Origin of the sequence: Knoellia sp. LjRoot47 (assembly GCF_964253435.1) — a bacterium.
Taxonomy (GTDB): Bacteria; Actinomycetota; Actinomycetes; order Actinomycetales; family Dermatophilaceae; genus Knoellia.
On record NZ_CAXUQS020000001.1, the window covers coordinates 697,455 to 721,166 of the forward strand.

General features: G+C 71.8%; 25 protein-coding genes and 1 pseudogene. 13 read left to right on the top strand and 13 right to left on the bottom strand.

Features of this window, described 5'->3' with window-relative positions; translation table 11 throughout:
• Positions 1-2 precede the first annotated feature (2 nt).
• From ACSQ11_RS03565 to ACSQ11_RS03590, 6 genes are all read left to right on the top strand, one after another.
• A complete protein-coding gene (locus tag ACSQ11_RS03565; RefSeq protein ID WP_436003113.1) occupies positions 3-614 on the top strand; it encodes a hypothetical protein in 612 nt (203 codons plus the stop codon).
• Positions 615-751: 137 nt separating this feature from the next.
• Positions 752-1,108 (top strand): hypothetical protein, encoded by a 357-nt coding sequence (locus ACSQ11_RS03570; protein ID WP_436003115.1) that lies wholly within the window; start codon positions 752-754, stop codon positions 1,106-1,108.
• Between the two features lie 157 nt (positions 1,109-1,265).
• On the top strand, positions 1,266-2,495 hold the full coding sequence (locus tag ACSQ11_RS03575) for a pyridoxal phosphate-dependent aminotransferase (protein ID WP_436003117.1): 1,230 nt from the start codon (positions 1,266-1,268) through the stop codon (positions 2,493-2,495).
• A 1-nt stretch (position 2,496) separates the two neighbouring features.
• Positions 2,497-2,910 carry a fluoride efflux transporter FluC gene (locus tag ACSQ11_RS03580; RefSeq protein ID WP_436003119.1) on the top strand — a complete coding sequence of 138 codons (414 nt, stop codon included), beginning with the start codon at positions 2,497-2,499 and terminating at the stop codon, positions 2,908-2,910.
• Positions 2,907-3,257, top strand: coding sequence for a fluoride efflux transporter CrcB (gene crcB, locus ACSQ11_RS03585; RefSeq protein WP_436003121.1), 351 nt, complete (start codon positions 2,907-2,909; stop codon positions 3,255-3,257). Before ACSQ11_RS03580 ends, crcB begins: the two co-directional genes overlap by 4 nt.
• Positions 3,254-3,736 carry an MOSC domain-containing protein gene (locus tag ACSQ11_RS03590; RefSeq protein WP_436003123.1) on the top strand — a complete coding sequence of 161 codons (483 nt, stop codon included), beginning with the start codon at positions 3,254-3,256 and terminating at the stop codon, positions 3,734-3,736. Before crcB ends, ACSQ11_RS03590 begins: the two co-directional genes overlap by 4 nt.
• A 110-nt stretch (positions 3,737-3,846) precedes the next feature.
• Here the strand turns inward: ACSQ11_RS03590 and ACSQ11_RS03595 are convergent, their stop codons facing one another.
• Together ACSQ11_RS03595 and ACSQ11_RS03600 are read right to left on the bottom strand one after the other, a co-directional pair.
• Positions 3,847-4,224 (bottom strand): MmcQ/YjbR family DNA-binding protein, encoded by a 378-nt coding sequence (locus tag ACSQ11_RS03595; protein ID WP_436003125.1) that lies wholly within the window; start codon positions 4,222-4,224, stop codon positions 3,847-3,849.
• 88 nt (positions 4,225-4,312) lie between these two features.
• Positions 4,313-6,022 (bottom strand): hypothetical protein, encoded by a 1,710-nt coding sequence (locus tag ACSQ11_RS03600; RefSeq protein WP_436003127.1) that lies wholly within the window; start codon positions 6,020-6,022, stop codon positions 4,313-4,315.
• 130 nt (positions 6,023-6,152) lie between these two features.
• Between ACSQ11_RS03600 and ACSQ11_RS03605 the strand changes: the two genes are divergently transcribed.
• Positions 6,153-6,503, top strand: coding sequence for a hypothetical protein (locus tag ACSQ11_RS03605; protein ID WP_436003129.1), 351 nt, complete (start codon positions 6,153-6,155; stop codon positions 6,501-6,503).
• Positions 6,504-6,542: 39 nt separating this feature from the next.
• On the opposite strand, the gene ACSQ11_RS03610 is transcribed toward ACSQ11_RS03605, so the two are convergent.
• The 3 genes from ACSQ11_RS03610 to ACSQ11_RS03620 form a co-directional block, all read right to left on the bottom strand.
• Positions 6,543-7,820, bottom strand: coding sequence for an acyl-CoA dehydrogenase family protein (locus ACSQ11_RS03610; protein WP_436003131.1), 1,278 nt, complete (start codon positions 7,818-7,820; stop codon positions 6,543-6,545).
• 24 nt (positions 7,821-7,844) lie between these two features.
• Positions 7,845-9,170 carry an acyl-CoA dehydrogenase family protein gene (locus ACSQ11_RS03615; protein ID WP_436003133.1) on the bottom strand — a complete coding sequence of 442 codons (1,326 nt, stop codon included), beginning with the start codon at positions 9,168-9,170 and terminating at the stop codon, positions 7,845-7,847.
• A gap of 252 nt (positions 9,171-9,422) precedes the next feature.
• Positions 9,423-10,091 (bottom strand): hypothetical protein, encoded by a 669-nt coding sequence (locus ACSQ11_RS03620; protein ID WP_436003135.1) that lies wholly within the window; start codon positions 10,089-10,091, stop codon positions 9,423-9,425.
• Between the two features lie 136 nt (positions 10,092-10,227).
• Here ACSQ11_RS03620 and ACSQ11_RS03625 point away from each other — a divergent pair, with 136 nt between their 5' ends.
• Complete coding sequence (locus ACSQ11_RS03625) at positions 10,228-10,395, top strand: hypothetical protein (RefSeq protein ID WP_436003137.1); 168 nt, start codon at positions 10,228-10,230, stop codon at positions 10,393-10,395.
• Between the two features lie 82 nt (positions 10,396-10,477).
• On the opposite strand, the gene ACSQ11_RS03630 is transcribed toward ACSQ11_RS03625, so the two are convergent.
• The 3 genes from ACSQ11_RS03630 to larE form a co-directional block, all read right to left on the bottom strand.
• The gene (locus tag ACSQ11_RS03630; RefSeq protein WP_436003139.1) at positions 10,478-11,326 is read right to left on the bottom strand and encodes a dimethylarginine dimethylaminohydrolase family protein; all 849 of its coding nucleotides are present in this window, start codon (positions 11,324-11,326) and stop codon (positions 10,478-10,480) included.
• A 98-nt stretch (positions 11,327-11,424) separates the two neighbouring features.
• Positions 11,425-12,126 (bottom strand): nickel pincer cofactor biosynthesis protein LarB, encoded by a 702-nt coding sequence (gene larB / locus ACSQ11_RS03635; RefSeq protein ID WP_436003141.1) that lies wholly within the window; start codon positions 12,124-12,126, stop codon positions 11,425-11,427.
• Positions 12,119-12,967 (bottom strand): ATP-dependent sacrificial sulfur transferase LarE, encoded by an 849-nt coding sequence (gene larE / locus ACSQ11_RS03640; RefSeq protein ID WP_436003143.1) that lies wholly within the window; start codon positions 12,965-12,967, stop codon positions 12,119-12,121. The genes larB and larE overlap by 8 nt, the downstream gene beginning before the upstream one ends.
• Positions 12,968-13,091: 124 nt before the next feature.
• Between larE and ACSQ11_RS03645 the strand changes: the two genes are divergently transcribed.
• Together ACSQ11_RS03645 and larC are read left to right on the top strand one after the other, a co-directional pair.
• Positions 13,092-14,387, top strand: coding sequence for a lactate racemase domain-containing protein (locus ACSQ11_RS03645; RefSeq protein WP_436003145.1), 1,296 nt, complete (start codon positions 13,092-13,094; stop codon positions 14,385-14,387).
• 83 nt (positions 14,388-14,470) lie between these two features.
• The gene (larC, locus tag ACSQ11_RS03650; RefSeq protein ID WP_436003147.1) at positions 14,471-15,682 is read left to right on the top strand and encodes a nickel pincer cofactor biosynthesis protein LarC; all 1,212 of its coding nucleotides are present in this window, start codon (positions 14,471-14,473) and stop codon (positions 15,680-15,682) included.
• A gap of 24 nt (positions 15,683-15,706) precedes the next feature.
• Here the strand turns inward: larC and ACSQ11_RS03655 are convergent, their stop codons facing one another.
• Together ACSQ11_RS03655 and ACSQ11_RS03660 are read right to left on the bottom strand one after the other, a co-directional pair.
• Positions 15,707-17,068 (bottom strand): APC family permease, encoded by a 1,362-nt coding sequence (locus ACSQ11_RS03655; RefSeq protein ID WP_436003149.1) that lies wholly within the window; start codon positions 17,066-17,068, stop codon positions 15,707-15,709.
• A 122-nt stretch (positions 17,069-17,190) separates the two neighbouring features.
• Positions 17,191-18,351 carry an FUSC family protein gene (locus ACSQ11_RS03660; protein ID WP_436003151.1) on the bottom strand — a complete coding sequence of 387 codons (1,161 nt, stop codon included), beginning with the start codon at positions 18,349-18,351 and terminating at the stop codon, positions 17,191-17,193.
• Between the two features lie 102 nt (positions 18,352-18,453).
• On the opposite strand from ACSQ11_RS03660, the gene ACSQ11_RS03665 reads away from it, so the two are divergent.
• Both ACSQ11_RS03665 and ACSQ11_RS03670 read left to right on the top strand, forming a co-directional pair.
• A complete protein-coding gene (locus tag ACSQ11_RS03665; protein WP_436003158.1) occupies positions 18,454-19,338 on the top strand; it encodes a universal stress protein in 885 nt (294 codons plus the stop codon).
• Positions 19,338-20,711, top strand: coding sequence for an MBL fold metallo-hydrolase RNA specificity domain-containing protein (locus ACSQ11_RS03670; protein ID WP_436003160.1), 1,374 nt, complete (start codon positions 19,338-19,340; stop codon positions 20,709-20,711). Before ACSQ11_RS03665 ends, ACSQ11_RS03670 begins: the two co-directional genes overlap by 1 nt.
• A 58-nt stretch (positions 20,712-20,769) precedes the next feature.
• Here the strand turns inward: ACSQ11_RS03670 and ACSQ11_RS03675 are convergent, their stop codons facing one another.
• Both ACSQ11_RS03675 and ACSQ11_RS03680 read right to left on the bottom strand, forming a co-directional pair.
• Entirely contained in the window at positions 20,770-21,123 is a 354-nt protein-coding gene (locus ACSQ11_RS03675) for a hypothetical protein (RefSeq protein WP_436003162.1), read from the bottom strand.
• An 82-nt stretch (positions 21,124-21,205) separates the two neighbouring features.
• The gene (locus tag ACSQ11_RS03680) at positions 21,206-22,216 is read right to left on the bottom strand and encodes an aldo/keto reductase family protein (protein WP_436003164.1); all 1,011 of its coding nucleotides are present in this window, start codon (positions 22,214-22,216) and stop codon (positions 21,206-21,208) included.
• Positions 22,217-22,351: 135 nt separating this feature from the next.
• On the opposite strand from ACSQ11_RS03680, the gene ACSQ11_RS03685 reads away from it, so the two are divergent.
• Positions 22,352-22,795, top strand: a complete 444-nt coding sequence (locus tag ACSQ11_RS03685) for a PA2169 family four-helix-bundle protein (RefSeq protein ID WP_436003166.1) — start codon at positions 22,352-22,354, stop codon at positions 22,793-22,795.
• 72 nt (positions 22,796-22,867) lie between these two features.
• Here the strand turns inward: ACSQ11_RS03685 and ACSQ11_RS03690 are convergent.
• Positions 22,868-23,673: pseudogene (locus ACSQ11_RS03690) on the bottom strand (helix-turn-helix domain-containing protein).
• Between the last annotated feature and the right edge of the window lie 39 nt (positions 23,674-23,712).

A 23,712-nucleotide genomic window follows, 5' to 3' on the forward strand; every position in this document is an offset into this window, starting at 1 on the left:
ACGTGACCCGCACGCGCGACCGCTTCCAAGGACACATCGCCGGCGTCGGCTCGTCCTCGGGCACCCGCGTCGTCGTCGGCCGCTGGCACACGACCCCGCTCGGCCCGTTCACCGACGTCTTGGTCGAGAAGGGGGGCGGCCACCGCGTCCTGCTGGCGCCGAGCGACGCGGTCGCGGACTACGTCACGTCGACGTACGAGTTCGACGAGGTGCGCGTGGAACCGTTGTCCTGCACCGAGTCCGAGTCATCGTGGACCGTACGCTCCGACTCGCTCTCGCTCGACCTGACGGTCGGATCCCGTATGCCGTTGGGCTGGCTCCTGCGCATCGTGCCCCGCCGGGTCGGGGCCAGTCCGACGTGGGCCCGCATCGTGTCGCCGGTCGCACGACGGGTCATGCCCGGAGTCCGGACCGTCGGGACGGCGCTCGAGGGCCGACAGGAGTTCTACGGAGCGACCGACCTCCGGCGCATCGCCGCGATGACCGGACAGATGGACGGTGAGCCGCTGGGATCGCTCGCCGACATCGACCCACCCTGCCGCTTCGGCTTCTCCTCCACGCCGAGGACACCGTCGGTGACGACGGTCGTCACCACCGTCGTCGGGTCCACCTGACAGGTGCGCGGGTGCACAACCGGCGCTCGACATGCGGGCACTGTGCGATGCGGATACGGTCATCCCGGGTCAGCCAGGGGGGATGCTCATCCCGTCGGGGGGCGAGGCGATCCGGGCCGGCCCGAGAGGAGCATCTCGTGAACATGCATGCCCGAAGGACCACCGCCGCGATCGCCGGCGCAGGTGCCGCGCTCGCCCTGACGGTGGGGATGGCACCGCAGGCGCTCGCGAACTCGTTCGACCACGTGACCGCGGCCGGGGGATATGGCTACGACGACGGCGCCGACCGCTTCTGCGTCGTCGCCCACCCGGGCCGGTCCATCTCGGCGACCCTGACGCCCGACAACCCCACTCGAGGACCCAAGCGGTCGCTGAGCGCGAGCAACGGTCGCAGTGACTGTGCGAGCCTCGCAACGGCCTACGAGGACTCGGGCTACACCGCTCGCGTCAGCGGGACGTCGAGCGTCACCGAGTCGGTGCACTTCTTCAGCTGACCCGGCGGCTGCGGACGGGACGCGCCGGGAGACCGAGTCCTCCCGGCGCGTCGCGCGCCGTCGGCCGGTCGGCGCCCCAGCGCGGCGCCGGTCCGCGAGCCACGCCCACGGCGGAACGTGCGCGCGGACGGCATACCTCGTCTGGAAGCATGCGGACATGCGCCCGATCGTCCAGAGCAAGAAGCTCCAGCACGTCCGCTACGACGTGAGGGGGCCGATCCTCGTCGAGGCCCAGCGGCTCGAGGCCGAGGGGCACAAGATCCTCAAGCTCAACATCGGCAACACCGCGCCGTTCGGGTTCGAGGCGCCCGAGGCGATCGTCGCCGACATGGTGCACAACCTGCCCGATGCGCAGGGCTACAGCGACTCGCGCGGCATCTACTCGGCGCGCACCGCGGTCGCGCAGTACTACCAGTCGCGTGGGCTCACCGAGACGACCGTCGACGACGTCTACATCGGCAACGGCGTCTCCGAGCTCATCTCGATGGTGCTCCAGGCCTTCGTCGACGACGGCAACGAGATCCTCATCCCGGCGCCCGACTACCCGCTGTGGACGGGCGCGGTGTCGTTGTCCGGCGGGACGCCCGTGCACTACCGGTGCGACGAGGAGAACGGGTGGAACCCCGACCTCGACGACATCGAGTCCAAGATCACCGAGAACACCCACGCGCTCGTCGTCATCAACCCCAACAACCCCACCGGCGCGGTCTACTCCGAGGAGATCGTGCGCGGGCTCGTCGACATCGCCCGCCGCCACCACCTCGTCCTGATGGCCGACGAGATCTACGAGAAGATCCTCTACGCCGACGACGCGGTCACACCGGTGCACCACCACGTCGCGACCTTCGCCGAGGACGACGTGCTGTGCCTGACGTTCAGCGGGTTGTCCAAGGCCTACCGCGTGTGCGGCTACCGCGCGGGATGGGTCATGGTGTCCGGGCCGAAGCACCTCGCCGAGGACTTCCTCGAGGGTCTGACGCTGCTCGCCAACATGCGCATGTGCGCCAACGTGCCTGCGCAGCACGCGATCCAGACCGCGCTGGGTGGCTACCAGTCGATCAACGAGCTCATCGTGCCCGGCGGGCGCTTCTACGAGCAGATCAAGCTCGCCAATCGGCTGCTCAACGAGATCCCGGGCGTGACGTCGGTCGAGCCGCACGGCGCGCTCTACTGCTTCCCGCGGCTCGACCCGGAGATGTACGCCATCGAGGATGACCAGCAGTTCGTCATCGACCTGCTGCGCGCCAAGAAGATCCTCGTGACCCACGGAACGGGCTTCAACTGGTTCGAGCCCGACCACTTCCGCCTCGTGACCCTCCCCGACACCGAGGTCCTCACCGAAGCCATCGGCCGCATCGCGGAGTACCTCGAGACGATCCGCCGCTGACGTGAGCAGCCCTGCGGCACAGCCGGATGCGACGCTCCTCCTCGGGATCGCCGCCGGTGGCGTCGTGGGTTCTCTCGGCCGGTATGCCGTGGGGCTGGCGCTGCCACACCCCGCCGGCTCGTTCCCGTGGTCGACCCTCGTGGTCAACCTCAGCGGTGCGCTGGCCATGGGACTGCTCGTGGCGTTCCTGCTCGGCCGGCCGGGGGCGCACCGCCTGGCGCGGCCGGTCGTGGGTGTCGGGATGCTCGGTGGGTGGACGACGTTCTCGGCGTTCGCGGTCGACGTCGTCACCCTGCTCGAGACGGGGCACGGGGGCGAGGCCGGGGCCTACGTGTTGGCCTCCTTCCTCGGCGGTGTCCTCGCGGTGACACTCGGATCGACTGCGGGACAGCGGATCTGGAGGCTGTCGGCGTGACGGCGCTTCTCGTCGCGCTCGGTGCCGCGGTGGGCGCACCCCTGCGCTACCTCGTGAACCACTGGATGCGTCAGCACTGGGGGACGACGCCGACGGCGGGGACGCTCACCGTGAACGTCCTCGGGTCGCTCGTGCTCGGGCTCGCCGTCGGCTCCGGTGTCGACAGGTCCTGGCTGGCCCTTGTCGGGACCGGGTTCTGCGGGGCGCTGACGACGTTCTCGACACTGGCGCTCGAGCTGCAGGACGCGTTCGGGGACGAACGTCCTCGGGATGCCGTCGTCAACGTCGTGCTCAGCCTCGCGCTCGGAGTCGGCGCCGCATGGCTCGGGTGGATGGTGACGGCGTGAGCCCTGACGTCGAGCGTGCCGAGAACGCCGAACAGGTTGGCCCTTCGGAGCAGCGGGTCCACGCGATCCACATCGCTCCGGGAAGCCGGCTGCCCACCCGCTCGGTCGACTCGGTCGAGGCCGAGGCGGGCGCGGGTCTCGTCGGCGACCGCTACCACGGGAGCCGGCACCGGCACGTCACCGTGCAGGCGCTCGACGACCTCGAGGCTGCGGCGCGGGAGCTCGGCCAGGATATCCCGCCGGGGCTGACCCGGCGCAACGTCACGTTGACCTCGGGTCCGATCCCCACGCGCCCGGGCGAACGGATGCGCATCGGGGAGGTCGAGCTCGAGGTGGTGCGGATCGCGGCGCCCTGCCGGCTCCTCGACGACTGGATCGGCGTCGGCGCGATGAAGGCGATGCACGCCCGGGGCGGCACCGTCTTCCGGCTCCTCGGTTCAGGCACCCTCCACGTCGGCGACGAGGTCCACCTCGGCTGACCGGGCGCGCCGACGCACGAGCGATCCGTCGAGATCGGGCAGACGGCGCGATGCTGCCCCACGATCGTGCGTTCTGCCGGATCTCGACGTCCGCGAGGGCTGCAGCGAGGTCAGCCCGCCGGGCGAGGCACCTGGTCGGCGAGCGCGGGCGGCGCCTGGATGCAGTAGGAGTCGGTGAGCAGCTCGGCCACCTCGTCCCAGTCGATGTCGTCGTCGAGGATGAGGCCCACGACGTTGCTCCCCCACCCCGCCTTGAAGTACGGCTCACCCATGTGCTGGAACGCCATGACCTCGTCGGGGTCGGCGCGGAACGTGATGCGGAAGAGCTGGTCCTCGCCGCCGAAGACGTGCGCGATGGTCGCCGACCGGACCTTCCACGCCATGCCGATCCACGCGTCGTGCTCGCGCACCTCGGGGAAGGCGGCGACGATCGCGGAGAGCCGGTCGACCCACTCTGCGGGCACGGGAGGCCGTTCGACGGACGCCATGGCCGAGAAGCCTAGAGCCGGCCCCCGACACGCACGACCCGCACGACCCTCAGGACCCGCACGACCCGCAGGAAGACCTGCCGCTCCCTCAGCCGAGCCAGTGGACGAGCCAGGTCCCGGTGACGACGAGCACACCGAGCCCGAACGCCACGGCCGTCCACGCGAGTCTCCCACCGTCCGGCGCCGCCCCCGCCGGGAACCGGGACGCCGACGCAGTGGCCTGCTCGATGGCGGCCGCGAGGCCGCGGTGGTCGCCGTCGCCTGGCGTGATGTCGAGGACGCTGTCGTCGTCGAAGACCACGAGGGCCGCCTCCGTGTCGTGCCGCACCTCGCGGACCGCACCCATCGAGCTCGTCACCCGGCTGAAGACGGTGGCCATCTCGAAGCCGTCGCGGGTCACCCGGATCCTCCGGGCCAGCTGGTCCAGTCCCCAGTGCATCGCCGAGGCGGTCCCGACGACCACCCCGACACCGGACAGGCCCACCTCGTCGTCAGCCAGGAGCCACACGCCCACCACGATCGCGGCCACCGCCACGAGCGCGCCCGCGACCCGACGCCACGCAGGCGCCTCGACCACCACGGGCAGAGGAACAGGGATCGTCCCCATCGGCACCGCCTCGGACCAGTCCCGCACGTCCTCGGGGTCACGGTCGAACGTGTCGAGGTCGACCTCGGTCCCCTCGGGCAGCGCCGAGATGGAACCCATGGGCAGACGGAGCCCCGTCGGCGACGCGAGCGCGGCCCATCCCCCGTGGCGCACGTCGCCGACGAGGTAGGTCTCCACCGGTGCCGCCACGCGCCGGTCGTCGGGGCGGTCCAGCCGGAGGTCCTCGTCGACGGGGAACTCGGCCAGCCCGCGAGTGGAGTCGGTGGCGACGAGCCCCACGAAGTCGAGCTCGTCGGTGAACACCCGGACCGGCACCCCCACGTGGTGCGAGGACTCCTCGAGGTGGCGGCGCCGCACCCGCACCGACAGCAGCCGCTCGCCGAGCAGCCCTGCGACGAGCAGCGCCCCGAGCCCCACGGTGAACCACCACGTCCGGTCCGGCTGCTCGGTCACGGGGTGCGTCCACGACGGGTCGCGCGGGTCGATCCGCAGCGCGACCTCGTCGCCGACCTCGGGCACGTCGAGGAAGGTCAGGTCGACGACGGCCGGGAACCCCTCGGGCCGCTGCGAGAGCCGAACCTTCTGGTCTCCCTCGTCGTCCTCGCCGGTGATCACCACCCCCTCGACGACCTGCGCGCGAGCGACGTGCTCGGCGTCCAGCCCGGTGGCCCGCTCGTAGCCGAACACGGACCCGGTGGCGACGAGGACGAGGGCCATCGCGGCGAGCGCCATGAGTCGGTGGGGCCCGTCGGTGCGGAGCGGTCGCTGCAGACCTCGCGGCCACGGTGGCAGCACGACGCTGGCCGCCCGGGCGATGTCGCGCTGGCGACGCGCGCGGGACCGGAGGTGGACGGCATACGCGACGAAGGCGACCGCCACGACGGGCCACGCGACCCTCGCGGTGAGGACGTCGTCGAAGGCGACGTCGACGACCGCGAAGACCACCGCGCACGCGGCAGCCACGAACGGACGCCACCACAGCAGTACCAGCGCCCCGAGGCAGAGGACGACCGCCACCGAGAAGTCGGGCTCGGGTCCGCACGGCTCCGCCACCGTGCACGGCGCCGTGTCACCCATGGCCGACACGACGAACGCCGCGGCCCAGAGCACCGCGAGCACCCAGCGGGGCCAGCGCAGCGGCGCCGCCGCGACCCATGCCCGCACGCGCTCGTCGGTGAAGCCAGTCGTCACCGGCGCACCGTACCGCCGCCTCGGGCGGCCCGCACGGCAAACGGGCCCACGCACCCACGGCCCATCCACAGGGGCGGCGCACCGGACGGACCTTCCGGGTCCGCGCAGGCACCGGGCCTATGCTTCGCGAATGCCCAAGCGCCGCCGCAACGGACCCATGCCGGACGTCTTCGAGACGTTCGCGCACCGGGTCGACGAGGAGGAGCACTCCGAGGTCCAACTGGGTGCCGGACGCGTCGCCAAGGGCGCCGGGGTGTCCCTCGGGCTCATGGTGCTCGCGGCGCTCGCCTTCGTCCTGGGCTTCTGGACAGGCACCCGGAACGAGCCCGACCTCGCCTACGACCATCTCGTGTGGGAGGGGATCATCAAGGTCGGGTTCGCCGTCCTGTGCGGCCTGCTCGCCGCCGCCGTCGTGCTCGCCCTCGCAGCGCTCGCGATCGGCATCCCGTGGGTGCAGCGCCAGCGCGAACGCCGTCGCTGACCGTGGTCTCACGACCGACCACGTGCGCCCCGGCCCCGCCTACTTGAGCTGGCTCGAGCTCATCCCGAGCAGGCGCCGCGCCACGACGAGCAGCTGGATCTGCTGCGTCCCCTCGAAGATGTCGAGGATCTTGGAGTCGCGCGCCCACTTCTCGAGCAGCTCGCGCTCGGCGTAGCCGGTCGCACCGGCCAGCTCGACACAGGCGAGCGAGACGTTGACGCAGGTCCGGCCGGCCTTGGCCTTCGCCATCGAGGCCTCCATCGAGTTCGGGCGGCCGTTGTCGGCCATCCACGCGGCGCGCAGCGTGAGGGCGTGCGCCGCCTCGTACTCGGCCTCCATCTGCAGGAGCCGCGCCGCGGCATACGACTGCACGTATGCCGGCCGGTCCCAGTCCACGGTGACGCCCGCCTTCGCGAGGAGCTCGGTCGTGAGGTCGAGGCTCGCGCGGGTCAGCCCGAGGGCCATGGCGGCGACGAGCGGCCGGGTGTTGTCGAAGGTCTGCATGGCGCCGCCGAAGCCGCCCGCGGTCTTGATCTCGGGGTCGCCGAGCAGGTCGTCGGCAGGGACGCGGCAGTCGTCGAGGTGGAAGGCCGCCGTGTCGGAAGAGCGGATGCCGAGCTTGTGCTCGAGCCGGACGAGCCTGAGCCCCGGGTTGTCGCGCCGGACGACGAACGACTTGATGGCCTGCTTGCCCAGGCTCTTGTCGAGAGTGGCCCAGACGACGACGAGCTCGGCGCGCTCGCCGGCGGTGACATAGATCTTCTCGCCGTTGAGGACGTACTCGTCGCCGTCCCTCACGGCCGTGGTGCGGATCGCGCCCGAGTCGGAGCCGGTCTCGGGCTCGGTGATCGCCATGGCGGCCCACTGGCCGGCATACCGCTTCTTCTGCTCGTCGTTCGCGACGGCGGCGATCGCCGCGTTGCCGAGACCCTGGCGGGGGATCGACAGGGTGAGGCCGACGTCGCCGCGGCAGGTCTCGAGGATGGAGAGCACCGAGGCCAGGTTGGAGCCGTTGCGGACCTCGCTCGTGGAGGCGTGCGAGCGTCCGGAGCCGACGGCGGCCACCTCGGACTCGCCGTCGTCGGCACGTTCGGCGGCCTCGTCGGTGGCGCGGGTCGTCTTCGACGCACCCGCACCCTGGCCGGCGCCGGAGCTGCTCATGCCGTCGATGACGGCCGAGACGAGGTCGAGCTCGCGCGGGTACTCGTGCTCGGCGAGGTCGTACTTGCGCGAGATGGGGCGGAAGACCTCCTCGGCCATGCCGCGTGCCTGGGCGACGAGCGGTCGGAACTTCCGGGGAACTTCGAGATCGATCATGGTGTCAGTCCTTGGGTATGCCGGTCAGACGAGCAGGGTGCCCTCGAGGACACCCGCTCCACGGAGGTCACGGAACCAGCGCTCGTTGTCGAACTCCTTGACGAAGCCGTGTCCGCCGAGGAGCTGGACCGCGTGCGAACCGATCTGGGCGGCGTGGGTCGCCGTGAGCGAGCGCACCTCGGCGACGAGCGGCGCGGCATCGGTCCCGGCGTCGAGCCGGGCGGCGGCCTTGAGAACGGCGAGGCGCAGCCCGTCGAGCTCGATGGCGATGTCGGCGATGAGGAACGCGACGGCCTGGCGCTGGCCGATCGGCTCACCGAAGGCCTTGCGCTCCTGGGCGTAGGTCGTGACTTGGTCGAGGACGGCCTGGCCGGTACCGACGGCGGCGGCTGCCCACGCCAGCCGGCCGCGACGGACGGCGTCGCGGTGGTCGTCCGCGGTGCCGAGCAGCTGGGTGCGGGCCACGGTGACGTCGGTGAGGACCACGCGGCCGGTGCGGGCGGCGCGCACCCCCATCGCCGGGTCGTCCTCGATGGTCACGCCGTCGGTGGCGGCCTCGATGACGACGAGACGGGCCTCGCCCTCAAGCATCGCCGAGACGATGAAGAGCTCGGCGCGCTCGGCGTTGGCGACGAGGGCCTTGGTGCCGTTGAGGACGAGTGAGTCCCCCTGCGCCACGGCCGTCGTCGTCAGGGCGAACGGGTCGAAGAGGGGCTGGGGCTCCTGCAGCGCCAGCGCCGCGGCAGCGACCGGCTCGTCACCGGTGAAGTGCGGCAGGTAGGTCGCCTGCTGGTCGGAGTCGCCGTAGAGCGACAGGGCGGTCGCGACCGCTGCCGTGCCCATCTGCGCCACGGCGATGCCCATGTCGCCACGGGCGAGCTGTTCGAGGACGAGGACACCGGCGACCGCCGAGCGCTCCTCGGCGATGCCGCCGAGCTCCTCGGGGACGCCGACGAGCTCCAGGCCCATGTCCTGCATGGCCTGACGGGCGTCGTCGGGGACGGCGCGGTCGGCGTCGGCACGCGGGCCGACGGGGCGGATGACCTCGTCGGCGAGCTCGCGGGCCGCCTGCTGGAGCATCTGCTGGTCCTCGGTCGGCGTGAGGTCGTAGACCCCGCGACGCGTGGACGGGCCCGGGCGCCGGGCCGGGCCCGAGCCCTTGGCCCGGGTGAAGGCACGCCCGACTGCGACCTGCGCCTTGAAGCCGGAGTGGGCCCCGCGGTTGAGGATCCGCTCGACCCGGCCGCGAACCTTGGGGTCGGCCATGACGGGGAGCCCGCCGGCCTTGGAGATGAGCCGCAGACCGAGGCGCTGGCCCCGGTCGGCGAGAGTGGGTGGCGTCGTCGCCATGATGGCTTCCCTTCGAGGAAACGTGGTCGGTGTGAGGCGGTCGGGTCCGGGGTCGAGCCGTGGGTTCAGGTTCTCGACGAAGTATCCGGTACTCCGGGTGCCTGATACCGACTGTACCGCAAACTTGTCACTCGGTAACCAGAGCCGGATGACGGCACCACAAGCCGGGGGTGAGGGGGACGAGTCGGCATCGGACCCGGTCCCGACTCGTCATGGACACGCCGACGGGTCGGGCGTGCCATGCAGTGGACCTCAGCCGACTGCGGCCCCACGACCCACGGCGATCTCGGTGCCGAGCTCCCAGCCGGGCACGAGCGGCAACGAGTCGCCGCTCCAGAAGCGGCCCGGGTCGTACCAGTTCATCGGGGCGTCCGGCGTGAGCAGCCCCATCTCCTCGTAGGTGAGCGCGACGACCTCGGCGCAGTAGGCGACCTCGGGACGCAGCGCCTTGAGGTCGAGGTCGCGCGCCGACACGTGGTGGTCGCGACCGGCGAGCCACCGCCACGCGAGCCTGCCGGTCGAGGGGAAGGAGACGCCGTCGAGCCGAGCCACGCAGCGCAGCACGGCGTCCTCGTGCTCCTCCCCCACCTCCGGCGTGAGCTGGCGCAGCCAGGCGCGCTGGTCGTAGGTCTCCTGCCACCGCGACACCGCCGCGCGCAGGTCGTGCAGCTGCACCCCGCGGTGGAAGTCGCCGGTCCACATGTCCTGGAGGGACTTGCCCATCTCGGCGTGCCACATGAGCGGCGGCAGGTCGTCGAGGACCACCGCCATGCCGACGTGGTTGACCGGGGCGTTGGTCGCCGTCTGGATCGCGCGGTCGGCGATCGAGCGCCCACGGAAGATCCACACGTCACCGGTGCGGGTGAGGTCGACGGCCTCGTCGAGCGAGAGGCCGTCGGTGGGCTCGTCCACTGCACGCATGACGAGAGCCTATGCCGCACCCCCACTCCCCCGACTGATTGCCCTTTCCGGCGCCGCTCCGGGACGGTGACGGACCGCGGAAGCCGCTGGAAAGGGCAATCAGTCGCGCCGGGGCACGGCGGCATACGCTGCGGTCATGCAGTCGAACTGGTGGAAGCTGCTCGGTCTCGCCGGCGTCGTCTCGGTCGTCGCGACGGGTGCGGTCGTGGCGCGCAACGAGAGGCAGCGGCGCGCCTACACGCCCGACGAGGTGCGCGATCGCCTCCACGAGAGGCACGCCCGGGCCCAGCAGCAGCGCCCCTGACCCCGACTGATTGCCCCACCACGAGGAGCGAGCGCCGGCGAGCGCCTCGCGGTGGGGCAATCAGTCGCAGCAGTCGTGCGGGTCAGACCCAGAGGCTGGTGCAGCGGATGTAGCCGCCGCCCTTGGCGAGCTCGTCGACGTGCGGCGTGATGACCGACAGACCGGCGCTCTCGACGTCGGCCCGCAGCAGCGGGGCGCTGTCGCTCATGACCACCGTCGTGCCGGTCGAGACGAGGTTGCAGGCGAACGACTCCATCGCCTCGGACTCGGCGATCTCGATCGTGTCGACGGCGTCGAGGCGCGCGAGCAGGTCGCGGCTCTCGGGGGTGAAGGCCTCGGGGCAGTAGGCGATGAGGCCGCGCCCGTCGGCGTCGGGCTCGCGCAGGACGGCGAGCGTGAGGTCGATGTCGTACCAGTAGCTGTCGGGCCACCCGCTCACGGCGTTGACGTGCGGGCTGCCGTCGGCATTGAGCAGCGGGAGCGTCTGGAGCTGGATCCGCTCGAGACCGAAGCGCTGCGCGGCATACGCCAGGGCCGGCTCGTCGGAGCGGTAGCCGGCCCCACAGAAGACGAGGTCGCCGCAGACGAGGGCGTCGCCCTGCCCGCTGAAGCGCCACGGCTCGGGCAGGTCCTCGACCCGGTAGCCGAGCTCGGTGAGCTTGGTCCGCGCCCATGGCTCCTCGCCCTTGCGGGACGGGGGCAGGGTCGCCATGAGCGCGACACCGTCGCGCACGAGGGCCCAGTTGGCGGTGTAGACGCCGTCCTGGCAGGCCGGTGGGGCATCGACCTGGATGATCTCCGCGCCGGCCGAGCGGAGCGCGTCGCGGATGCCCGCGTGCTCGAGCTCGGCCTTGGCCGTGTCGACGGTCTCGCCGTCCTCGTAGTAGGGGTTGAGCTTGTGGTCGTTGCCGAAGTGGTGGGCGGACGACATCAGAAGCGTCGAGTTCAACACCGTCGGACTCCCGTGCGAGGTGGAGGGCGCGCCTCACGGAAACGGAGACTCGGGGGCACGCTACCCCTTGCGCGGCCTCATCCCGACACGGGAGCGGCGATCTGGGCCGCCATGTGGCCGGCGCCGTATCCGTTGTCGATGTTGACGACCGCGACACCCGGCGCGCAGCTGTTGAGCATGGTGAGCAACGGCGCCAGCCCTTCGAACGCGGCGCCGTAGCCCACCGACGTGGGGACGGCGATGACGGGAGCGGCGACGAGGCCCGCGACGACTCCGGGCAGGGCGCCGTCCATTCCCGCGACGACGACGATGGCCCGCGCGGCGCGCAGCTGGTCGAGCCGCGACAGGATGCGCTGCAGCCCGGCGATGCCGACGTCGACGACGAGTTCGGCGCTGCGGCCGAGGTGCCGCGCCACGAGCAGCGCCTCACGGGCCACGGGCAGGTCGGACGTGCCGGCCGCCACGACGAGGACGCCGCCACCCGTGGGCTCGGGCGGCTCGGCCGGCCACGCGACGAGCCGCGCCGTCTCGTCGTGGGCGGCGTCGGGGAGAGCCGCGAGGATCGCGTCGACGTGGTCCGCGGAGGCACGGGTGAAGAGGGTGCGAGCCTTCCGCTCCCCGACGGCCGCGGCGATCGCTCCGACCTGCGCCGCGGTCTTGCCCTCGCAGTAGACCGCCTCGGGGTAGCCGCGCCGGGCGGCGCGGTCGAGGTCGAGCTCGGCGATGTCGCGCAGCGCGTCGCCCGGCTCCCAAGGCCCCCGGGTCCGCGGTTCAGCCACGCGCTGCTGCCACGAGCGGGAGGGTGAAGGCACCGGACTGGATGCCGCGCAGGTCGACGGTGACGAACCGGAACCCGGCACGCCGGACCACGACGTCGACCTCGTCACGCAGCCCCGGGGCGGTGGCGCGCTCGATGTCGTCGGGCAGGAGCTCGACCCGGGCGACCTCGCCGTGGTGGCGCACCCGGCAGTCGGCGAACCCCAGCGCACGCAGCCCCGCCTCGGCCGACTCGACCTGCGCGAGCTTCTCGGGCGAGACCTCCTCGAAGTGCGGGATCCGCGAGGCGAGGCACGGCGCGGCCGGCTTGTCGGCGCACGGGAGCGCGAGCACTCGGGCAACCCTGCGGACGGCGGCCTTGTCGAGTCCGGCGTCGGCGAGCGGGCGCAGCACGCGGTGCTCGGTCGCGGCCCGTGACCCGGGGCGGTCGGGCCGCAGCGCGTCGTCCGCGTTCTCGCCGTAGGCGACCGCGCCGAGCCGATGCGCGGCGACCACGTCATCGTCGATCCGGGTGAACAGCTCGTCCTTGCAGTGGAAGCACCGATCCGGGCCGTTGAGCCGGTATGCCGGGTTCTCACCTTCGTGGGTCCGCACCTCGACCACGGGGACGCCGATGAAGGCAGCCACCTCGTGGGCCGTGGTGCGCTCGTCGGCGGCCAGGCTCGGGGAGACGCCGAGGACGGCGACGACTCGGTCGGGACCCAGCGCCCGGGTGGCCAGGGCGAGCAGGGTGGCCGAGTCGACCCCGCCGGAGTAGGCGACGCCGACCCGCTCGAACGGGGCGAAGGCATGAAGGACGCGCTCGACCCTCGACTCGTCCGGGCCGAAGCTCACGTCCTCCATGCCTTCACCTTCTCACTGTTCGTCCCGAGTCCGCCGAGCCGCCCGCGTCCCGACCAGCGCACCGGGCACCGAGCGCCACCACCCCGCCTTGCCAGCCGTTGAGGCCCCCGGCAAGAGTGAACCCATGACATCGACGATCGAGGAGACTCCCGCCGAGGCCGCCCTGCGGGCAGCACGCATCGGCGACGAGCACGGTGTCCTGCCCACGGAGCAGGTCACGACCTTCATCGCCGAGCAGCTGGCCGCAACCGACCTCGACGGCAGGAGCGTCTGCATCGTCGTCCCCGACGGCACGCGCACCTGCCCGCTGCCGATGCTCCTGGGCGCCGTCCACGCCGCCCTCCACGGCCGGGTGACCCGGATGACGACCCTCATCGCTCTCGGCACGCACCAGCCGATGAGCGACGAGGCCCTCGCCGCGCACCTCGGCTACGAGGTCGGCGCGCTCGAGGAGACCTATCCGGGGATGGAGGTCGTCAACCACGAGTGGTGGGACCCCGAGACGTTCGCCGACCTCGGCACCATCCCGGCGGCGCGACTCAGCGAGCTCTCCGAGGGACGGCTGACGATGGACGTGCCCGTCCTCCTCAACCGCGCGGTCGTCGAGCACGACGTCGCCCTGGTGCTCGGTCCGGTCCTCCCCCACGAGGTCGTCGGTATCTCGGGTGGCAACAAGTACTTCTTCCCCGGGGTCGCGGGCCAGGAGATCATCGACGTGTCGCACTGGATCGGCGCACTCATCACCTCGGCCGAGATCATCGGCACGACGGCGATCACGCCGGTGCGCGCGCTCATCAACGAGGGCGCCTCGCTCGTCCCCGCCGAGAAGCTCGCCTTCTGCGTCGTCGGCGAAGCGGGCAGCCTCGACCTGCACTCGATCTCGTTCGGGGACACGATCTCGTCGTGGGCCAGCGCTGCCGAGGTCTGCGCGGCGACCCACGTCCACCACCTCGACGAGCCTGTGTCGCGTGTCATCTCGGTCATCCCCGAGATGTACGAGGACATCTGGACCGGCGCCAAGGGCTTCTACAAGCTCGAGCCCGTCGTCGCGGACGGCGGCGAAGTCATCCTCTACGCACCGCACATCACCGAGATCTCGACGAGCCACCCCGAGATCCTCGAGATCGGCTACCACTGCCGCGACTACTTCGTGAAGCAGTGGGACCGCTTCAAGCACGTCCACTGGGGCACCCTCGCCCACTCGACCCACCTGCGCGGCGCCGGCACCTACGACGCCGGGACCGGCGAGGAGCGCCTGCGCGTCAAGGTCACGCTGGCGACCCGCGTCCCCGAGGAACAGTGCCGCCAGGCCAACCTCGGCTACCTCGACCCGGACTCGCTCGACCTCGCCGCGGCCCAGGCCGACGGCGAGACCTTCGTCGTGCCCAACGCCGGTGAGGTCCTCTTCCGGCTGCGCTGAGACCTGCGATCCGGACCGGAGCCCGTATGCCGTGCACCGGGCACGTCGCCCGGCCGCCGGTGCCTGCCACTACCGTTTCGCGCATGACCACCCACCTCTGGATCGACGCCGGCGCCGGCGTCGCCGGGGACATGCTGCTCGGGGCGCTCGTCGATGCGGGCGCCAACCTCGCCGAGGTCCAGTCCGTCGTCGACGCCGTCCTGCCCGGGACCGTGCGGCTCGCCCTCACCGAGGTGAGCCGTGCCGGGCTGCGGGCGGCCAAGGTCGACGTCGAGGTCATCGCCCCCGACCAGCCGCACCGCCGGTGGACCGAGATCCGCACGCTCATCGAGGTCGCGGACATCCCGGAACCGGTGCGCGACAGCGCCGTCCACGTCTTCGAGGTGCTCGCAGACGCCGAGGCGCACGTCCATGGTGTCGACCCTGCCGACGTCCACTTCCACGAGGTGGGCGCGTGGGACTCGATCGCCGATGTCGTCGGCGTCTGCGCCGCCCTCCACCTGCTCGGCGTGACGTCGGTGTCCGGAGGTCCGGTCGCCCTGGGGTCCGGCACCGCCCGCACCAGCCACGGCACCGTCGGGGTCCCCGCGCCGGCGACCCTGCGACTTGCCACCGGGTGGGAGGTCGCTGCCGTCGGCGAGGGCGAGCTCGCCACCCCGACCGGTCTGGCCCTCGTCCGGGCGCTCGCCACGACCTGCGAGGCCCTGCCGCGGATGCGGGTCACCGCCTCGGGTTCGGGCGCCGGGACCAAGGACGTCGAGGGTCGCGCCAACGTCACGCGCGTCGTCGTCGGGGAGGTCACGGACACGGACACCCCTGCCGCACAGGCACTGTGGGTGCTCGAGGCCAATGTCGACGACCTCGACCCCCGCCTGTGGCCCGGGGTCCTCGAGTCGCTGATCGAGGCCGGCGCCGCCGACGCATGGCTCGTCCCCATCCTCATGAAGAAGGGGCGCCCCGCCCACACCCTGTCGGTCCTGTGCGACGACGCCCACCGTGCGCCACTGCGCGACCTCGTCCTGCGGCACACGACGACACTCGGCGTCCGCGAGCACCCGGTCACCCGCCACGCGCTGGACCGGTCCTTCGCGACCGTCACGATCCACGGGCACCCGGTGCGGATCAAGCTGTCCCACACCGGTGACGGCACCGTCGTGCACGCGACCCCCGAGTTCGAGGACGTCCGTACAGCAGCCGAGCAGGCCGGCATACCGGCTCGGATCGTCCTCGACACGGCGAACGCCGCCGCGCAGGCTGCGGAGCTCCGCGAGCCTGCGCGACGGCGTCAGGACTGAGTCGGGCCGGTCGCCCGACAGGGGTCAGCCGAGGTCGACCGGCCCCTCCTGCTCCGGCTCGCCCTCGCGCTTGCGAGCCGCGCGGGCGATGAGGAAGAGCACGGTGCCGACGACGACATAGCCGGCGCTGATGAGCCACGTCTGTGCGCTCTGCTGGGTGAGCAGGGCGACGCTTGCGACGAGCGCGAGGATCGAGACGATCGACGGGGTGCGGAAGTACGAGTGCTCGACCTCGTCCTTCTTGAGCACGAGCACGGAGATGTTGGCGGAGATGAAGACGAGCACGAGCAGCAGCACCGTCGTGTCCGCGAGAAGGCCCACGTCACCGACGAAGCTCATGACCATCGTCATCGCGCCGACGACGAGGATCGCGACCCACGGCGTGCGGCGGGTCGAGGCGACGTCGCCGAAGATCCGCGGGAGCAGGCCGGCCTCGGCGAGGCCGTAGGTCGCGCGGCTCGCCATGACCATGAAGAGCAGCGCGCCGTTGCCGATCGCGACGAGGGCGATCGCGCCGAACAGCCAGGTCGGGAAGGAGAGCGCCGACGCCTTGATGACCTCGAGCAGCGGCCCCTCGGACGCGGCGAGCTGGTCCGTCGGGACGACTGCGCCGGCGCCGAGGGCGATGAGGAGGTAGATGAGCGCGGCCGTGAGGATCGCGCCGAACAGCGCACGTGGGTAGGCCTTCGAGGGCTGCTTGACCTCCTCGGCCATGTTGGCCGCGGCCTCGAACCCGAGGAAGGAGAAGAACGCGGTGATCGTCGCGGCGAAGGCGCCCTGGAGAGGCGTCACGCCCTCGGCGAAGGTCGTGAGACGCGAGACGTCGGCGTCGCCCTTGCCGAAGACGATGCCCGCCACGACGATGATGATCACGAGGCCGGTCATCTCGATGACGGTGGCGCCGACGTTGGCCATGAGCGACTCACGCACACCGCGCAGGTTGATCGCAATGAGGGCGCCGATGAAGACGAGCGTCACGGGGACGGACGGCAGGTCGACGAGGGCCTTGAGGTAGTCACCCGCGAACGCGTTGGCGAGGGCGGCCGAGGTCGTGATCCCCGACGAGAGCATGAGCCAGCCGATGATGAACGTGGCGTAGGGCTTCTTGAAGGCGCGCTCGGCGTAGCGAGCCGCACCACCCGCGTGCGGGTACTTCGTGATGAGCTCGGCGTAGGTGCCCGCGGTGAGCAGGGCGAGGACGAGAGCGAAGATCAGGGGCAGCCAGATCGCCCCGCCGACGTCGTTGGCCATGGTGCCGACGAGGGTGTAGATCCCCGCGCCGAGGGTGTCCCCCACGATGAAGAAGAAGAGCAGCAAGGGGGTGATCCCCCGCTTGAGCTTGGTCTCGGACTCGCCTGACTGTCTGACATCGGTGTCTGCTGACATGACGCCACACTCTGCCGTGGGACTGGCTGATCTGCGACTTTGCGATCAGGGCAATACCCGGCTACGGGACACCCGCAACCTCGCCGCCCCCGGCCGCGCGCACCGGCGCACCGTCCGGGCGTTCAGTCCTCGTCGGGCGGCAGCACGAGCGGCGGCCCCGGCACGACGGCCGCGTCGGCTCCGGAGCGCCGCTGCGACGTGACGAACGCCTCGAGGCAGCGCAGACCCGAGACGGCGGCGGCGCCCGCGACGTAGCGGGTCTCGCGACCGGCCCCGCTCTCGGCGTCGACGGCGTCGATGAGGCCGTCGACGGCCCGCCGCGCCGCCAGCACGTCACCGTCGTCGGGGACGGTGTCGTCGACCGCCTCGAAGAGCACGGCGAGCGAGATCATGAGGTCGGCCGTCCGGCGCCGCAGGTCGTCGGTGAGCGGCTGCGCGTGGGGGTCGAGGATGACGACGGCCATCGACTCGACGGCCGTGCTGCACCGCTGCAGCGTCTCCCCGAGGTCGAAGAGCGCCCGGTGGATGTGCGCGGTCCGGGGCGCGCGGGGGTTGCCCTTGCGCGCGCTCCTCGCCTGCGCGATCGCGAGCCGCACCCGCTCGCGTGCCGGTCCGACCTCGGGCAGACCGGCGAGCGCGTCGTCGGCGCGACCGCCGCCCTCGTCGGACAGCGCGTTGGCCACCGCTCGCACCTGCCGGGCGAGCTCGCGCCGCAGGTCGGTGGTCGACTTCTGCAGCTCGTGCAGCGGAAGAGGCGCGAACGCGACGAAGTTGACGAGCATCCCGACGAGCGCACCGACGACGATCTGGACGACGTAGGCCTCGATGTAGCCCTCGGGACGGGCACCACCCACCGCGAGCACGAACAGCGCAACCACCGGCACCCACGTCGTCTGGTCCCGCAGCCAACGCCAGGCGCCGACGAGGACTCCCAGTCCGACCGCCAGGCCGACGGTGATCGGGTTGGTCCAGGCCGTGAGCTGCAGCCCCATCGCCAGCAGGGCTCCGAGCAGGACCCCGACCACGGCACGCGCGGCCTGGACCACCGAGTCCGAGACGCTCGGGTAGATCACCGAGTAGGCGCCGAGCGCCGCGTAGTAGCGGTACTCACCGAGGTCGCCCGGCAGCAGACCGCCGAGCCAGAAGGCCAGCCCCGCCGCGGCCGCGGCCTTCGCGGCGAGCGCGGACACCGGGTGGTGCCACGCCATCGAGATCGCCGCCCGCGGGCTGGGGCGACCGAACCGCTCTGCCATCTGGGCCTCCGTCTGGTCTGGGACAGCCATCGATCGTCCCATCCCTCTCGTATGCCGCGTGCACGAGGGACCTTGGACCCTCGCGTCCCCGCCCCACCGGGGCGACGCTCGAAGCGTCGAAGGGAGAGCGCCATGAGCACCACCGACTCGTCCACCGGTCACCCGGTCGTCGTCGGCGTCGACGACGGGCAGGCCACAGGTCGCGCCGTCGAGGAGGCAGCCGCCCAGGCCCGCCGGTGGGGCCGGCCGTTGCGGGTCATGCACGCCACCGGGCTGAGCATCGTGCCGTGGACCGACGAGCACCTCGTGCGGGTCGCCAACCGCACCGAGAGGTGCCGCGAGCGCGCCCTGCGCGCTGTGCCCGACCTCCGGGTCAGCGCCGTCACGGAGGTCGCGGACCCCGCCGCGATGCTCGTCGAGGCGAGTCGGCAGGCGTCGATGGTCGTCCTCGACGGCGGCCGGCTCGGACAGGCCGAGGCGATCCTGCTCGGCGCCACTGCCGACAAGGTCATCGCGCACGCAGCCTGTCCGGTCATGGTCGTCCCTCTCGCGGCGGACCGGTCGGCGAGCGGCCCCGTCGTCGTCGGCGTCGACGCGCACCAGCACTCCGCCCCCGCCGTCGCGCTCGCCTTCGCGGAGGCCTCTCGTCGTCAGGTGCCCCTCGTGGCCGCGCACTCGTGGTGGTGGGACGAGGCGAACGCCGCGTTCACCCGGGGCGACCCCGAGGAGGCGCGCGAGCGTGTCGTCGAGTCGCACCGGCTCCTCGTCGCGGAGATGCTCGCGGGCTACCGCGACGAGTACCCCGAGGTGCGCGTCACGGAGTCCCTCGTGCATGGCATCGCCGGACCGACCCTCGTCCAGGCGTCGCGCGGCGCCCAGCTGCTCGTCGTCGGGCGACGCGGCCTCGGCGGGTTCCCGGGCCTGCTGCTCGGGTCGGTGGGTGCCCACGTCGTGCACCACGCCCACTGTCCCGTCGTCGTCGTGCCGTCGGACTGGGCCGAGGACGGCGACGCCTGATGGGCGTCGTGCTGACCTTCCTCGGCGCGGCCGGCACGGTCACGGGCAGCAAGACGCTCGTCGAGCACGACCGGCGCCGCACCCTCGTCGACTGCGGGCTCTACCAGGGCGAGCGCCAGTGGCGCCGGCTCAACTGGGAGCCGTTCCGGTCGCCCGCCTCGGGCATCGAGGAAGTCGTCCTCACCCACACCCACCTCGACCACTGCGGCTACCTGCCGGCGCTCGTCCGGCAGGGCTTCTCCGGTCCGGCCCGGTGCAGCCGGGCCTCGGCGGCGCTCATCCCGATCGTTCTGCGTGACAGCGCCCACCTGCTCGAGCTCGAGGCCGACGACGCCCGGTCGTCGGGCTACTCCCGGCACGATCCGCCACTCCCGCTCTACACCGCGACCGATGCGGAGCATGCGATCTCGCTGCTCGAGCCCACGGCATACGACACCGCGGTGCCACTGCGATCGGAAGGTCGGCTGACCCTCGTGCGGGCGGGGCACGTCCTCGGCTCGTCGAGCGTGCTGCTCGACCAGGGCGACACGTCGGTGCTCTTCTCCGGAGACCTCGGACGACCACACCACCCGCTGCTGCGGCCCCGCCCCACTCCCCCGGCCGCGAGGCACGTCGTCGTCGAGGGGACCTACGGCGACCGGACGCACCCCACCGGCGACCCCGGGCACCACGAGATGGCCGCGACGATCAGCCGCACGATCGAGCGTGGTGGGTCGGTGCTCATCCCGGCCTTCGCCGTCGACCGCACCGAGCTCGTCCTCGAGGCGCTCGGCCGCCTGCGCCGTGACGGGCTCATCCCCGACGTGCCGATCCACCTCGACAGCCCGATGGCGCTCAAGGTGCTCGAGGTCTATCGCAGTGCCGTCGCGCAGGGCGAGCTCGCCGAGGACATCGAGACCACCCTGGCGAACCTGCCGCGCTGGCAGCTCGCCCTCACGGCCGACGAGTCGCGCGCCCTCAACAGGCCGCGGACGCCGAGCATCGTCGTGTCGGCCTCGGGGATGGCGAGCGGCGGGCGGGTGGTGCACCACCTCGCCTCGATGCTGCCCGACCCGCGGCACACCGTGCTGCTCACCGGCTACCAGGCGGTCGGGACTCGCGGCCGCGCGCTGGCCGAGGGGGCGAGGGAGGTCAAGATCGCCGGCTCCTACGTCCCGGTGCGGGCCGAGGTCGCCCACGACGAGGGGTTCTCGGTGCACGCCGACGCGGACGAGCTCCTGGGGTGGCTGCACTCCCTCCCCGACGAGCCGGACACCGTCTTCGTCAACCACGCCGAGGCCGCCTCCGCGGAGGCACTGGCCGGGCGGATCCGTGACGAGCTCTCGTCCGCGGTCGTGGTGGCCAGGCTCGGGGAGCGCGTCCGCGTCGCCTGACCCGCCACGACAGTGGCCGACACGGTCTCGGGCGCGGCCGCAGCGGACGCCCAGGTCCTCAGGACGACCCCTCGGGGACGGACGCTTGCCGAGGGGGGCCTGCCGTCGCCATGGACTCACGCAGCGCGTCCACGAACTCCCGGATCGCGGCACTCTGGCTCCGGCTGAAGCGGACGACCTCGGGCTGCGCCTCGTCGCCGGGCGGACCCACCAGCCGCAGGGTCAGGGCGCCCCGGCTGAGAAGTGTGGGTGGCTCCAGCCCGACGGCGGTGATCGACTCGAACGGGATCATCCGCTCACGACGACCCGCCGGCGGACGGCTGGCGGTGCCGCCCAGCTGCCTCACCAGGGTCACGGTGCCGTCGGCGAGGACCAGCATCGCCAAGTGACCCTGGACCGTCAGTGCATCCATGCCCCAGACCTACCCGCAGACGCCACCGGCCATGCGTGCGCGCGGTGACGCCTGCGGTCGAACGGCCCGCAGCATTCGCCGGTCAGGCGACGCGCTCCCGTGGTGCGGTCTCGGCGGTCTTGCCGGGGTCCCGCTCGACGACGTCGCCGAGGACCTCGTCGATCTGGTCCATCAGCTCGGGCTCGAGCCGCACACCGGCGGCCTTGACGTTCTCGTGGACCTGCTCGGGCCGGGAGGCGCCGACAAGGGCCGCAGCGACGTTGTCGTTCTGGAGCACCCACGCGACGGCGAGCTGGGCCATGGTCAGCCCGGCCTCGTCGGCGATCGGCTTGAGGCCCTGGACGCGGGTGAGGACGTCGTCGTTCATGAACCTCTTGATCATGTCGGCGCCGCCCTTCTCGTCGGTGGCGCGCGAGCCCTCGGGCGGCGCCTGACCCGGCTGGTACTTGCCGGTGAGCACGCCCTGGGCGATGGGGCTCCACACGATCTGGCTCACACCGAGCTCGGCGCTCGTCGGGACGACCTCGTCCTCGATGACGCGCCACAGCATCGAGTACTGCGGCTGGCTGGAGATGAGCTGGAAGCCGAGCTCCTTGCTCAGTCGCACGCCCTCGCGGATCTGGTCGGCGGTCCACTCGCTGACGCCGATGTAGAGCGCCTTGCCCTGTCGCACGATGTCGGCGAAGGCCTGCATCGTCTCCTCGAGCGGCGTCTCGGTGTCGTAGCGGTGCGCCTGGTAGAGGTCGACGTAGTCGGTCTGGAGCCGCTGCAGGGAGCCGTTGATCGACTCCATGACGTGCTTGCGCGACAGGCCGGTGTCGTTCTTGCCGCCAGGGCCGGTCGGCCAATAGACCTTGGTGAAGATCTCGAGGCTCTCGCGCCGCTCACCCTTGAGCGCCTCGCCGAGCACCGTCTCGGCCTTGGTGTTGGCATAGACGTCGGCGGTGTCGAAGGTGCTGATGCCCGCCTCGAGCGCCGCCTGCACGCACCGGGTCGCCATGTCGTTCTCGACCTGCGAGCCATGGGTGAGCCAGTTGCCGTAGGTGATCTCGGAGATCTTGAGTCCGCTGTTGCCGAGGTATCGATAGTCCATCCCCCCACCGTATGCCTGCGACGACCCGCGCATTCCCGCAGGTCAGGCCACCTCTCCCGCCCTGTATGCCGTCCCGCTCACGTAGCGTCGCCAGCAGGCCCCACCGGGTCGTGACCCCAACGAGAAGGAGCACTGATGTCGGACGACGAGAAGGCTGCCGAGGAGCTGGTCGAGACCCTGCGCGACGGCGAGAAGGGCTTCGCCGACGCCGCCGCCAAGCTGCGCGACAGCGACCGCGCCGAGTGGGCGAGCGTCCTGGAGCGCCTGGCACAGCAGCGGGCCGGGTTCCGCCGCGAGATCGTCGAGCTCGGCCACGAGTACGGCGACGACGTCGACGAGAGCGGCACCGCCGCCGCGGCCGTGCACCGCGGCTGGATCGCGCTCAAGGACGCCCTCACCGGCGATGACGCCGGCGGTGTGCTCGGCGCTGCCGTGACCGGCGAGGACCACGCGGTCTCCGAGTACGAGAAGGCGCTCGAGAAGGACCTCAGCGCCGGCTTCCGCGAGGTCGTCACCCGTCAGCACCAGGCGGTCGTGGCCGCGCGCGACGAGGTCAAGGCACTGCAGACCGCCGACTGACCAGCCCGCCACACGACGAAGCCCCGGCCGCGATCCCGCTGCCGGGGCTTCGTCGTGGTGGCCAAGGTGTGGCTAGATGTGATGCCCAGGGACGTTGGTCAGTCGGGTCACTGGCGGGTGGCCTCCGATCGCGGAGTGGGCGCGGTGGTGATTGTAGAAGTGGAGCCAGTTGGGCAGGGCGGAGTTGCGCTGGTTGGTTGACTCGTAGAACCGGGCGTAGGCCCAGCCGTCGGCCAGGGTGCGGTGGAAGCGCTCGATCTTCCCGTGCAGATCTCGGCGTAGGCGACGCGGGAGTGGTCATCGATCACGGTGTGCACGTACGCGGTCCCGATCAGCGGGCCACGCAGCTTGCCCCTGCGGCGCTGGGTGTCCGTGGCTGCCCGGTTGCGGAAGCCTTGCTGCTTGCTGACGTAGCGCCAGCCACCGCCGTCGGGGATATTGCCGAACTTGGTGACGTCGACATGGATCAGAGAGCCGGGGTAGTCGTGTTCGTAGCGGCGCAATGGTTCGCCGTTGACCCGGTCGATGCGGGAGAGGCGGTTGACCCGGCACCGTACGAGCACGGCGTGGACGGTTGATGCTGGGATGCCGAGCCGGCCAGCGATCTGGACCGGGCCGAGGCGGTGACGCCACCGCAACCGCACGATCTGACGCACGACCTTGGTCGGGGTCTTGGTGGGGCAGTGGTGTGGGCGAGAGGACCGATCCGCCATCCCGGCCGGGCCCTCGAACCGGTACCGGTCAGCCCACTTCTTCGCCGTCTTGGGGGCGACCATGAACATTTTCGCCGCCGCCGAGTACGTCCATCTGTGCTCGACGATCAGGCGCGCCAGCCTCAGTCGGGTGCGTGGGGTCAGGGTCGCGTTCGCGTGGGACACGAAGGCCTCCAGGTTGGGAGCGGTGAACTAGACAGCTCC

Excerpts from the sequence above, each read along its gene's own strand:
- ACSQ11_RS03575 (WP_436003117.1), top strand. The coding sequence starts at position 1,266 with ATGCGCCCGATCGTCCAGAGCAAGAAGCTCCAGCACGTCCGCTACGAC.
- ACSQ11_RS03595 (WP_436003125.1), bottom strand. The coding sequence starts at position 4,224 with ATGGCGTCCGTCGAACGGCCTCCCGTGCCCGCAGAGTGGGTCGACCGG.
- ACSQ11_RS03605 (WP_436003129.1), top strand. The coding sequence starts at position 6,153 with ATGCCCAAGCGCCGCCGCAACGGACCCATGCCGGACGTCTTCGAGACG.
- ACSQ11_RS03610 (WP_436003131.1), bottom strand. The coding sequence starts at position 7,820 with ATGATCGATCTCGAAGTTCCCCGGAAGTTCCGACCGCTCGTCGCCCAG.
- ACSQ11_RS03615 (WP_436003133.1), bottom strand. The coding sequence starts at position 9,170 with ATGGCGACGACGCCACCCACTCTCGCCGACCGGGGCCAGCGCCTCGGT.
- ACSQ11_RS03620 (WP_436003135.1), bottom strand. The coding sequence starts at position 10,091 with ATGCGTGCAGTGGACGAGCCCACCGACGGCCTCTCGCTCGACGAGGCC.
- ACSQ11_RS03625 (WP_436003137.1), top strand. The coding sequence starts at position 10,228 with ATGCAGTCGAACTGGTGGAAGCTGCTCGGTCTCGCCGGCGTCGTCTCG.
- ACSQ11_RS03630 (WP_436003139.1), bottom strand. The coding sequence starts at position 11,326 with ATGTCGTCCGCCCACCACTTCGGCAACGACCACAAGCTCAACCCCTAC.
- larE (WP_436003143.1), bottom strand. The coding sequence starts at position 12,967 with ATGGAGGACGTGAGCTTCGGCCCGGACGAGTCGAGGGTCGAGCGCGTC.
- ACSQ11_RS03645 (WP_436003145.1), top strand. The coding sequence starts at position 13,092 with ATGACATCGACGATCGAGGAGACTCCCGCCGAGGCCGCCCTGCGGGCA.
- larC (WP_436003147.1), top strand. The coding sequence starts at position 14,471 with ATGACCACCCACCTCTGGATCGACGCCGGCGCCGGCGTCGCCGGGGAC.
- ACSQ11_RS03655 (WP_436003149.1), bottom strand. The coding sequence starts at position 17,068 with ATGTCAGCAGACACCGATGTCAGACAGTCAGGCGAGTCCGAGACCAAG.
- ACSQ11_RS03660 (WP_436003151.1), bottom strand. The coding sequence starts at position 18,351 with ATGGCTGTCCCAGACCAGACGGAGGCCCAGATGGCAGAGCGGTTCGGT.
- ACSQ11_RS03665 (WP_436003158.1), top strand. The coding sequence starts at position 18,454 with ATGAGCACCACCGACTCGTCCACCGGTCACCCGGTCGTCGTCGGCGTC.
- ACSQ11_RS03670 (WP_436003160.1), top strand. The coding sequence starts at position 19,338 with ATGGGCGTCGTGCTGACCTTCCTCGGCGCGGCCGGCACGGTCACGGGC.
- ACSQ11_RS03675 (WP_436003162.1), bottom strand. The coding sequence starts at position 21,123 with ATGGATGCACTGACGGTCCAGGGTCACTTGGCGATGCTGGTCCTCGCC.
- ACSQ11_RS03680 (WP_436003164.1), bottom strand. The coding sequence starts at position 22,216 with ATGGACTATCGATACCTCGGCAACAGCGGACTCAAGATCTCCGAGATC.
- ACSQ11_RS03685 (WP_436003166.1), top strand. The coding sequence starts at position 22,352 with ATGTCGGACGACGAGAAGGCTGCCGAGGAGCTGGTCGAGACCCTGCGC.